Annotated in this window: 9 protein-coding genes; all 9 read right to left on the bottom strand. The window is 44.4% G+C overall.

Translation table 11 applies throughout. The annotated features are described in order from the left end of the window. Positions 1 to 84: 84 nt before the first annotated feature. Positions 85 to 1692, bottom strand: a complete 1608-nt coding sequence (locus ACED45_RS19830; RefSeq protein WP_004731897.1) for a BCCT family transporter — start codon at positions 1690 to 1692, stop codon at positions 85 to 87. 502 nt (positions 1693 to 2194) lie between these two features. After that, positions 2195 to 2767 carry a malate synthase gene (locus ACED45_RS19825; RefSeq protein WP_004731899.1) on the bottom strand — a complete coding sequence of 191 codons (573 nt, stop codon included), beginning with the start codon at positions 2765 to 2767 and terminating at the stop codon, positions 2195 to 2197. Between the two features lie 236 nt (positions 2768 to 3003). Further along, a complete protein-coding gene (locus ACED45_RS19820; protein WP_054545772.1) occupies positions 3004 to 3924 on the bottom strand; it encodes a cache domain-containing protein in 921 nt (306 codons plus the stop codon). Positions 3925 to 3935: 11 nt separating this feature from the next. Continuing rightward, a complete protein-coding gene (locus tag ACED45_RS19815) occupies positions 3936 to 5276 on the bottom strand; it encodes a TRAP transporter large permease (protein WP_004731904.1) in 1341 nt (446 codons plus the stop codon). A 37-nt stretch (positions 5277 to 5313) separates the two neighbouring features. Continuing rightward, on the bottom strand, positions 5314 to 5856 hold the full coding sequence (locus ACED45_RS19810) for a TRAP transporter small permease (protein ID WP_004731905.1): 543 nt from the start codon (positions 5854 to 5856) through the stop codon (positions 5314 to 5316). Between the two features lie 164 nt (positions 5857 to 6020). Further along, positions 6021 to 7022: a TRAP transporter substrate-binding protein gene (locus tag ACED45_RS19805; protein ID WP_017077365.1), complete on the bottom strand. Its 1002-nt coding sequence runs from the start codon at positions 7020 to 7022 to the stop codon at positions 6021 to 6023. Positions 7023 to 7139: 117 nt separating this feature from the next. Then, the gene (locus ACED45_RS19800; RefSeq protein ID WP_102312915.1) at positions 7140 to 8606 is read right to left on the bottom strand and encodes an NAD(P)/FAD-dependent oxidoreductase; all 1467 of its coding nucleotides are present in this window, start codon (positions 8604 to 8606) and stop codon (positions 7140 to 7142) included. Between the two features lie 48 nt (positions 8607 to 8654). Then, positions 8655 to 9092, bottom strand: coding sequence for a nuclear transport factor 2 family protein (locus tag ACED45_RS19795; RefSeq protein WP_102332696.1), 438 nt, complete (start codon positions 9090 to 9092; stop codon positions 8655 to 8657). Between the two features lie 264 nt (positions 9093 to 9356). After that, positions 9357 to 10172, bottom strand: a complete 816-nt coding sequence (locus ACED45_RS19790) for an FRG domain-containing protein (RefSeq protein ID WP_371714835.1) — start codon at positions 10170 to 10172, stop codon at positions 9357 to 9359. Between the last annotated feature and the right edge of the window lie 67 nt (positions 10173 to 10239).

The following is a 10239-nucleotide window of genomic DNA, read 5'->3' as shown; positions in this document are numbered from 1 at the left end:
GCTACCGATGTATTGTTGAACGCGAAATGTACAGCAAAGATCAACACGCCCTAGCGAACTATCTACTCCCCATACTTAATTACTTTATTTAGCGGTTTCGCTAACGTTTTCTTGTCCTTTATCTACTTCAGTCAGTAGACCTTTCAACAAGCTGAAACAACCAATCAGAAGAATGATCGTAAACGGCAATGCAGCAATGATCGTGATCGATTGCAGGGCTTGGATAGATTGAGTACCACCAATCCACAGCATCACCATTGCAATAGCACCTGAGATAACCGCCCAAACCACTTTCTGCTTCACTGGAACTTCAAGCTTACCACCCGCAGTCATACCATCGATAACGATAGAGCCTGAGTCTAGCGTTGTAACGAAGAACACAATGATCAGTGCAACTGCGAGAACCGACAGAATACTACCGAACGAGTAAGCATCTAGCATGTAGAACAAGCTTAGAGACACGTCTGTGATGCCTTGGTCAAGGCCAAGTTGCCCTACATGATTAATCACCTGCTCGATAGCCACGCCGCCGAAGATAGCCATCCAAGCCGACGTTACCAATGTTGGGATAATCAGTACGCAAAGTAAAAACTCACGAACCGTACGGCCTTTAGAAATACGCGCTACAAACATGCCGAAGAAAGGTGCATACGCAACCCACCATGCCCAGTAGAACACAGTCCAGCCATGCAGCCATGTTGTGTCTTCACGACCAGAGCTTTGGCTCAACGCTACGATGTTATTCGCATAACCCGTCACCGCCGTTGCCACAGAATCAAGCACGGTTGTGAAGTTCAGTACAGCGATAAGACCAAGGAATACAAACGCAATAACCATGTTCAGGTTACTTAGGAACTTAACACCACCGTCCATGCCACGCATAACAGAGATGATCGCCAAGCCCATAATCAAAACGATAATAGATTGCTGAAGGTAGATGTTGTTTTCCAAGCCAAACACGTGGCTAATACCACTTGCTGCCTGCGTACCACCTAGGCCTAATGAAGTCGCAAGGCCAAACAGAGTAACCAGGACCGTTAGTACGTCGATCACATCACCTGTTTTACCCCAAACTCGTTCACCCAGTATTGGGTAAAACACAGAACGCATTGATAGCGGTAAGCCTTTGTTGTAAACAAAGTACGCTAGACAAAGCGCCGTCATGCCATAGATAGCCCATGCATGAAAACCCCAGTGGAACAGTGTCGCGCCAAGAGCGAGTTCACGGCCTGCTTCTGTAAAAGGTTCTGCACCGAGTGGCGTTCCGAACCAGTTCGTGAAGAACGCGGTTGGCTCTGCAACACCCCAAAAAATAAGTCCTATACCCATACCCGCTGCGAATAGCATTGCTATCCAAGATGACATGGAGTAATCCGCCGTCGCGTCTTCGCCACCTAGACGAATTTTACCCAAAGGTGAAAACGCGAGAACAACGGCAAACGCTAGCATGATGTTAGCTCCCCACATAAAGAGGAAGTCAAACTTTGATAAAACAGCACCCTTGATAGAATCAATAGCAGCTTTAGCATCTGCAGGAGGAAGAGCAAGAAGAGTGATGATGAAGAGAAGAGATAAGCCTACTGAGGCTACGAAGACTGTGTTATGGACATCCATGCCCCATTTACTGACGTTGTCTTGACCAACTTGATAGTCAGTAGAATCAATACTGTATTTTTTTGATTTAAAACTCATAAATTATGATGTTCGCATATCCGAATTAACGAATATAAGGACGCTCTCCATATCCAATTACTACTTGATTGGCTCGCCGCACCACCTAAATAAAAAGGCGATAAAAATCACAATGATTGGTGACAAATGGACTTATTGGCTCAATCCCAAGGCGCGGATTATAGCACAGCTCAAAGCATTTTGACTGAGTTTTAGCTCAATAGTCACCCAAACCACCGTCAATAGTGATAGTTAAGCCAATAAAAACAGAATAAAATAAACAAATAAAAATGTTTAAATACAGCACTTTAAATAAAAATAACGCACCGTAAAATCTCATTCAAACTTTCTAAAGATAAAATCAACAACAGCCTAATTTATTTATAGCTCTAACAAAAAAGCCCCGCTATAGGGGCGGGGAAATTACCAAAGGTAAAAGAGAAATCAGTATTCAAATGTCAGTGCTACGTCTAGCAGAGCAGCACTGTACATTTCAAAGACAGTACATTTCAAAGACAGCACATTAGATGGCGAAGCAAAAACCTAGGTTATAGTCTTCGCCATTTTTTGCCGTGAACTCTTTATCTTCACTTGAAGCGTTCGGTCGCCCGCTTTCATCGCCTTTCACTAAGCTCACCCAGTGACGGATGCCAGAAGAACGGCTCGCCTCAGTTTGGCCAAACGTGGTGCATGTCTCTAACTGGATATCTTGAATATCAACCAATTCCAAGTAGCCGGTGCCTTTACGAGCACCGATTGTCACTTCAACGTGTGTACCGCTTTCATCACGAAATAGGATTGCTGAAGGCTTAGACTTATCACCGGTGAAAGCAACAAAGTGCTTCGCTCGTTTTAGGCCTGTATGTTCGCCATTTTTGAAGTAAACCTGAACATGTCGGTAGTCAATCTCATAGCTCACTGCGTCTTCGTGTGAACCAGCCTCAAGAGGAAATAGAGTATCAAGCAACTGTTTCGCCATTTTTTGTTTTTCGAGCTGCTTGTCTGCTTTCACCATTTCTACGGCAAAGACAGCTTCAGCAATAAATGTTGAATGGTTTCTGTGAAGTTCTGTTCTGTCTAGTGTCAGCATATTCATAGTCTTTCCCTCTTACGGCTTTGAATTTCATGTAGGTCAAAAATCCTGATTGACCCTTTTCAAAATTGTTCTTTACTGTGTTGCTTCCATGTATTTCATACTACTTGTATTTTCGAAACAATTTCACAACAAAAATTTCACAGTGTTAATTTTACTAAATTGCTTTTTTACACAAACCGGCATTTTGAGCCCCCAGCCCTTTATCTAACTGGGTTGAGGGCTCAGTAGAAACACTTTTACGTGTTGTTTGAATTTGTGTAATAACCAACACCAACCAGCTTATTGTCGATCACTCGATAGTAAGTGTGCTTGGTTTCCACTTTGCTCGACAACGGGTTTAACCATTGATAGGTATAAACGCCTCGGCCATTTTCTTTGGCTAGGTTTAACATCTCAGTGAGAATTGGCTTATCGTCAGGGCTTAGGATTTCGTTGTGTGAACGCCCGACAAGCTCAGGGGATACACCGTGCGCGAGCAACTTTCCAGAGCTCATATCCATCACGAACACATACAAGTCTCCCTCAACAAAGCTGCCTTCGGTATCATTGAACTCCGCGAGACTGTCCTGCTCTGATTCCACTATCGCGGCCATCGCTCTAGCCAATAATCGCTTAGCTTCTGTTGCACTAGAGCGTTCTGGGTAATACCCCACGGCAACAATCACATCACCCACACGTTCAAAGAAAGTGGTTTTAGGCTCGCCCATGCGGTCAGTCGGATTAGTCCAATGGTACTGAACTTCGCCAAACCCGTTGTGCACAGCCTTAGTGATCATTTCACGGAAAAAGGGATTACCGTAAACGTCTTGAGTATCCAAAACACTGTCGCCCACCAACACCATTGAAGAGCCGCCACTGGCAAGGAATTGGCCATCAATACCAAGAGCAAACACATAGAGCTCACCGTCTATATATTCGGCATCACTCATGAAGTCTTTGACACTCTCATCGCCATCCTTTTGTACATGGACAACCGCTTTAGCAAGCAGGGTTTTGGCTCTTCTTTCAGCATCGCTGACGACATGTGGCTCTGAAATATCGAGCACATTAACTGGCTCGTTTTCTTTTGCTGTTTCTGAATGTTCGGCACGTAGTCCAATGCCACTGATCACTGCAAATACGGCACAACCAATAAGGATAATTCTTGATATATTCATAGTGACTTCTCCTAATAGCCCACTAAGGACGGTAGCCAAAGCGTAATTTGCGGGAAGAAAGCGATAACGAAAACGCCAATGACGGATGCAAGCACAAAGGGATGGATCTTCGCGGTGATCTGTTCGACCGTGGCTCCGCCTATCCCCGAGGCGACAAAGATATTTTCACCGAGTGGCGGCGTAGCAAATCCTATCGAGAGCGTACATACCACCACAATACCAACGTGAGTAGGATCAGCGCCGAGCATGTACATAATTGGCAGCAAGACCGGTACGATAATCATGATCGCGGCTAACGTTTCCATAAACATGCCAACGAAAAGCAGTAACACAATAGTCAGTGCCCATACCATGTACATGTTGTCAGTGAAACCTAGCAATGACTCCGCCACCACAACTGGAATTTTTTGTTCGATTAGCAAGCGACCAAATACGGTTGCCGCGAATAGAATCAGCAACACACGTCCAGTGATCCATGTCGTTGTCGACAATGATTTAATCGTGCTTTTGAACGATAACTCTCGGTGAATAAACACCCCGACAAACAGTGAATAGAAGATAGCCACAACCGCCGACTCTGTTGGTGTGAACATGCCGCTGTAGATGCCTCCGAGAATCAAAAACGGAGCCAGTATCGACCAGATACCACGACGCAAAGAGTGTCTTACTTCGCCAAATGACCAGTTTTCAGTCAGCCCTTTGTAACCTTCACGTTTAGCAATAAAGTAGTTAGTGACCACTAGCGTCGACGCCATAATGAAACCCGGCACAACCCCAGCAACAAACAGTTTTGGAATAGATAAAGAGGCAAACTGTCCGTGTTGAGCAATGGCCTCTGGCGGTGCCATCAATCCCATTGCGGAGATACCGAAAATAACTAGCGGGATGGATGGCGGAATAATGATACCCAACCCCCCTGAAGCGGCAGTCACCGCAGAGGCGTAGCTCTTATCGTAATCTCGCTTAACCATTGCTGGTACCATCAACATACCAACCGCAGCGGTCGTGGCTGGGCCTGAACCCGATATAGCTCCAAAGAAAAGGCAGGCCATTACCGTTGCAGCGCCAAGGCCACCCGTCACAGGGCCGGCTAAGCTCTCGGCTATATCCACCAATCGTTTGGAGATACCCGCCGCCTCCATCAATGCACCGGCAAGAACAAAGGCCGGCAGCGCCATTAATGGGAAGTTACCCACCGAAGTAAACGCGATTTGTACTAACGCAATGGGATTTTTGTCGAGCAACATATAGGCCGCCATTGAAGCGCCGGCCAGTGATACTGTGATTGGTGCACCCAGAATTAACAGGGTTAAGAAGCCACCAAATAAAATTAGAGTTAAATAGGATTCCATTATTACATCTCTCTATTACGGCTATTCTCTGTGACGACTACTGTGATGACTTTTGTGCCGTCATTTTTCGCAGTTCTTTGACTTCTGGATCTTCGTTCTTAGCGCCTTTGAACAAACGCTCATAGTTGTTCCAGATAATTCGAATCATCATCAACGAAAACGCGATAGGCAAAATCATATAGAAGTACTTCATTGGGATGCCTGTAGTTTGAGATTTCCAGAACAGGTTCATTTTGTTGAACACGAAATCGTAACTGAGATAGACAAAGTAACCGTTGAACAGCAACCATAAGAAGTCAGCGATGGTTTCACAGACGGTCTGAACAATCGGAGGGAAGAACTTGAAGTGAAAACTGACTCGGTTATGTGCCGACATTTTGGCCGCCACAACGGCGCCTAGATAGGCAAACCAAACGAACATGTAAGTCGCGACTTCATCACCCCAAGGTATGGAGTAATCGAAAAGCTGACGAGTAAGGATTTGTGTGAACAGTAATAAGACAAAGCTTGCTAGCAACAGACAACAGGTATATTCCTCGATGTTGTTAAGATGCTTTTTTATAGTTTTAGCGACTGACATATAACCTCCAATGTTGATTTCCACATGACAACCAGTCGCTCGCGGTACTGAGCAGATCACGTACTAAACAGATCAACGAGTAAAGCCATGTAAATGCCCTATCTCACTGTTCTATCGCTAGGTGATTAAGTAGCGGAGAACAGCAGATAGGGCGTATCTAATCGTTACTTTCTACCTAGTAACTCAAGAACGTCGTCTAGCTTGTCTTTACCACCAATGCTTGAATAGAACTTAGGCCAAACTGATTTCGTTACCTTGCTGATCCACTCTTTCTCATTGTCTGCTGGGTCTGTGAATACCATGCCTTTTGCTTGTAGCTCTTCACGGATCTTGTTTTCAGTATTCTCTAGATAAGCAAAGCTGTGTTCTGTTGCTTCCTGACCCGCTTCAAGAATGATCTTTTGCATTTCAGGCGTCTGTTGTTGGAAGACCGTTTCACTGACGATTAACGGCTCAAGTGAGAAGATATAACGCAGGTTTGTTACGTACTTTTGTACTTCATTGAACTTCATCGCATGAACAGTGATGTATGGGTTGTCTTGACCATCAACCACACCTTGCTGCAGGCCCGTAAATGTCTCTGACCATGCCATTGGTGTTGGGTTTACACCCCATGCTTGGTACGAAGCAATCATAATTTCGTTACGAGGGACGCGAATCACTAGTCCTTTCAGATCCGCTGGTGAAGCGACTGATTTTTTCGAGTTAGTCAGAACCCTAAAGCCAGAATAAGCCCAACCTACGATACGAACGCCTGCATCACGAATCGTGTTATCGACAAGATCTTGGCCCACTTGGCCTTGAGTTAATAGCACCGCTTCTTCTGCACTTTGAATGACGTAAGGCATGGTCAATAGACCAACCGTTGGAGAGAAAGGCGTCACGTTGTTGATCGCCAATACAGAGAAATCGAGAAGACCGATTGCCGCGTCGTTCACGGTGTCTTGCTCATTACCCAATTGACCATTCGGGAACAGGTCAATTTTGACTTTACCGTCTGTTTTTTGCTCCATCAATTCAGAAAATGATGTCGCTAATTCCCACTGAGTACCACCAGCAGCATCGCCGATAGCCATTTTGAAATTTGCTGCTGCCGCGGTATGAGATAGCATCGCTGTTGCTACAATTGTGACGCCAGCAATAATTTTATTTTTAATCAATTTCATAGTCTTAACCTTTCATATCATACAGACGTCCTGCCTGTACTTTGCTCACAAGGTGACCTGGTACAACTTTCCTGGTCGTAGTTCTATTTCCCTATTTTGGAAACAATGTTCGAGTAGCTAAAGCACTTCATCCTTTAACGAATACCACTGATAAAGGAACTGTTGCCCTACTCTTCGAAATGGTGCAAACATCTCAGATTCCACCACTTCCCTCACGTTGGGGAACGGAAGTTTTGATTCAAATATTGGCAAGTCAAGCTTATGACCTTCACCTGCGATCCACTGGGCAAGGCGCTTGCCTGCTTGAGCGGAGTACATCACACCATTGCCGCCATACCCTAGCGCGTAGAATATGGACTGCTTTGGATTCGGCTGATAGATTCTTGGCATCATGTCGTGGCTAACATCTACCCACCCCCACCATGAATAATCGATTTTGATCTGATCGAGAGAAGGGAATTTTCGGGTTAAATCCGCTCTCAACATGTCTTCGTATTTCTTTTCAGGTGCATTCTTGCCACTGATGGCACTGCGTGTACCAATCTGCACTCGGTTATCCGGTAACAAACGGTAGTAATGACGCAGAATTCTGGTATCAGTAATCACCTGATTGGTTTTGAAGTTACACGCAGCGATTTCGTCTTGAGTTAACGGACGCGTCACCATAGAGTTAGAAAGTACGGGTAATAGGCGATTCTTAAGCTCTGAATGCAAACCTTGACTGGTATATCCACCAGTACAAACACCAACAGAGCGAGCCTTAACCACACCACCTGGTGTTTTTAGGTAGTGCACACCGTTGCGCGTTTCCCACCCCATCACAGGGCTTGCTGGGTGAACTTTTACGCCGAGTGCTCTCGCCTTTCTTAGATAACCAAACGCCAGTTTCCCTGCATGGATGCCAATACCTTCTGGTTCATGCATTGCGCCTGCCGCTTCTTGATCACCAACGTAATCACGTTTTACGGTTTCCGCATCTAAGATCTGCGCATCGTAATCGAACGTGTCACGCAGCAACTTGGCTTCTTTTTCAAGTGTTGCCATCACTTTGGGACGATGGGCAACGTATAAGTGGCCGCCCGGCTGTGGGTCACAATCAATGTCTTTGATCAGAGACTTAAAGGTGTTCATACCATCGACGCATTCGCGGTGCATTTTCAGTGCGGTTTCGAGTCCCCAGCGTTCAATCCACTGAGAACGCTTCAAACGTCCTGACGCACACTGAGCCTGGCCACCATTTCGGGTACTGCAACCCCAACTCATACGGTTAGCTTCAATCACAGTCGCTTTAATGCCATACATTTCAGCAAGGTGTATCGCGGTGCTTAGGCCTGTGTAGCCTGAACCGATTATCGCCACATCGACATCCATATCCGATGTAATTGGACCATCATCTTCAGGTGGCGCGCCTGCGGTATCTACCCAATAAGTCGGGGCGTATTCCTTACCGTGACCTGGGCTCTTGTCTTTAAGTGGATCGTATTTTGGATCGTATCTTTCTTTTGCTTGGGTACTTTCTTGTGCTTGGGTGCTTGTCACCTTTGGCGGCACATCGGCTGCCGGTTGTTCCATTACTAAACTCATAATTCGACTCTCCTAGTCATAACACGTGGACTGATTTTGGTTTCGTGTCTAACTCTTGGGAGTATTGCTGGGAGTCAAAAGAGGTCGTGTTTTACGGAAGGCATTTTTTACGCTGATTTTTCCCTCTTTCAGGGTAAACACATCAACCATACGAGCTTCGATGACAGTGCCATCAGGGTTAGTCGCAGAGAACGTTGATTCGCTTACTGCGCGGTCACCACACACAAAGTGGACAGGGTCGCTCCAGGCTGCATCTGGAAAGTTCTGCCAAACCAATTCAAAGCTATTGCGAACGGCTTCGTACCCTTCGATAGTGTTTCCAAGTACGCCTTCTCCTGCCACGGTGTGGAAGACACAGTCTTCGGTCATAAACGACATTAGCGCTTCAATATCATGGTTATTCCATGCATCACTAAAAGACTGTAAAAAGGCGGTGTCGACTTGGTTTTCCAGCACGAATGTCGCTGCATTGGTTTGCATATTCATATTCCAGAATCCTTTATGTTTTCGTTATTGGTTTAAATTTCAGTAGCTTTGCGCCACTTTTTTATTAGAGTGTTTAAACTAGATCTGTGAAATTTAACAACTTGATAACAAGCTTCGCCACTCTAACTTCGAGTTACTTTATAAACAATCTTTAAGCTCACAGATTTCATCTTTTTATAAATTAATTAGTGTTCTAATTTTATTTACTCAGTCACTCACTAGATTTATACGAGGTCTAAATAAAATAATTAAAAATATTAGACTTTAGTCGAAGTCAAAATCTTGATGGTACTTTCGGCCATACTGCTCAAGCTGGCGATCATGAGTATTAACTTGTAATTCGATATTAACCTCACCTTTATTAATTGCTTGATTGTTATCTACATGGGCTTCATTTTTCAAATCAGCCAGTTTCTCTTCAATATATTCTGTCGGTTCATTTAAAACATTCATGGAGGTTAATTCCTTTATCAGGTTTACTTTCGCTGATGGAAGAATATGAACGGACACTAGACCGTTTGAATATTCTTTCTCATCGTACAAAGGCTGAATGGCATCATTGCCACCTTCCTTAAATGGGTGAATGGAATACCACTTATCCTTTCTTTGCTCTTGCTGATCACAATCAGCCACATTAAATATCTGAGTTTTGTTGAGATCACACGGCGAGCTAAAAACACTAACATTTTGATAATCAATAGCTTTTATAATATTGATACAGTCTTTACTTTGGCTGTGGCACACCGACCAAAGCGCATTTAACAGGTTATCGGTCCATTCCAGTAAACGGGTGGGAAAGCCCTGCTTCTTGGCTAAACACATCAATAACCAGTCATTTATGTCGTGTGAGCTCAGCGAGTGACCACCGTAAACTCTCACAGTTGAAAGCAATTCTTGTTCGACACGGCGTATGTTCTTACGATTGGAACGGCCTAAACTTGGCATTAGATTATTATTTTCATAATCACACACGTTATACATCAAACCACGTTGGTCACTGCATTCATTCATTAATGAATCAATTATCTTATACAGTTCTTCGAGTGAGCTTATATAATGTTTATTTTTCACAACATGCATACTACGATTCACTTAATTTAAATTCGGTAAGATCCAAATATCAACAACCCTATCAATCGATGATAAA

Source organism: Vibrio crassostreae (assembly GCF_041439375.1).
Classification (GTDB): domain Bacteria; phylum Pseudomonadota; class Gammaproteobacteria; order Enterobacterales; family Vibrionaceae; genus Vibrio; species Vibrio crassostreae_D.
Note: the sequence above shows the minus strand (reverse complement) of the source record. Positions and strands in the feature narration are given on the sequence as shown.

Excerpts from the sequence above, each read along its gene's own strand:
- ACED45_RS19800 (WP_102312915.1), bottom strand. The coding sequence starts at position 8,606 with ATGAGTTTAGTAATGGAACAACCGGCAGCCGATGTGCCGCCAAAGGTG.
- ACED45_RS19820 (WP_054545772.1), bottom strand. The coding sequence starts at position 3,924 with ATGAATATATCAAGAATTATCCTTATTGGTTGTGCCGTATTTGCAGTG.
- ACED45_RS19805 (WP_017077365.1), bottom strand. The coding sequence starts at position 7,022 with ATGAAATTGATTAAAAATAAAATTATTGCTGGCGTCACAATTGTAGCA.
- ACED45_RS19810 (WP_004731905.1), bottom strand. The coding sequence starts at position 5,856 with ATGTCAGTCGCTAAAACTATAAAAAAGCATCTTAACAACATCGAGGAA.
- ACED45_RS19790 (WP_371714835.1), bottom strand. The coding sequence starts at position 10,172 with ATGCATGTTGTGAAAAATAAACATTATATAAGCTCACTCGAAGAACTG.
- ACED45_RS19815 (WP_004731904.1), bottom strand. The coding sequence starts at position 5,276 with ATGGAATCCTATTTAACTCTAATTTTATTTGGTGGCTTCTTAACCCTG.
- ACED45_RS19825 (WP_004731899.1), bottom strand. The coding sequence starts at position 2,767 with ATGAATATGCTGACACTAGACAGAACAGAACTTCACAGAAACCATTCA.
- ACED45_RS19795 (WP_102332696.1), bottom strand. The coding sequence starts at position 9,092 with ATGAATATGCAAACCAATGCAGCGACATTCGTGCTGGAAAACCAAGTC.
- ACED45_RS19830 (WP_004731897.1), bottom strand. The coding sequence starts at position 1,692 with ATGAGTTTTAAATCAAAAAAATACAGTATTGATTCTACTGACTATCAA.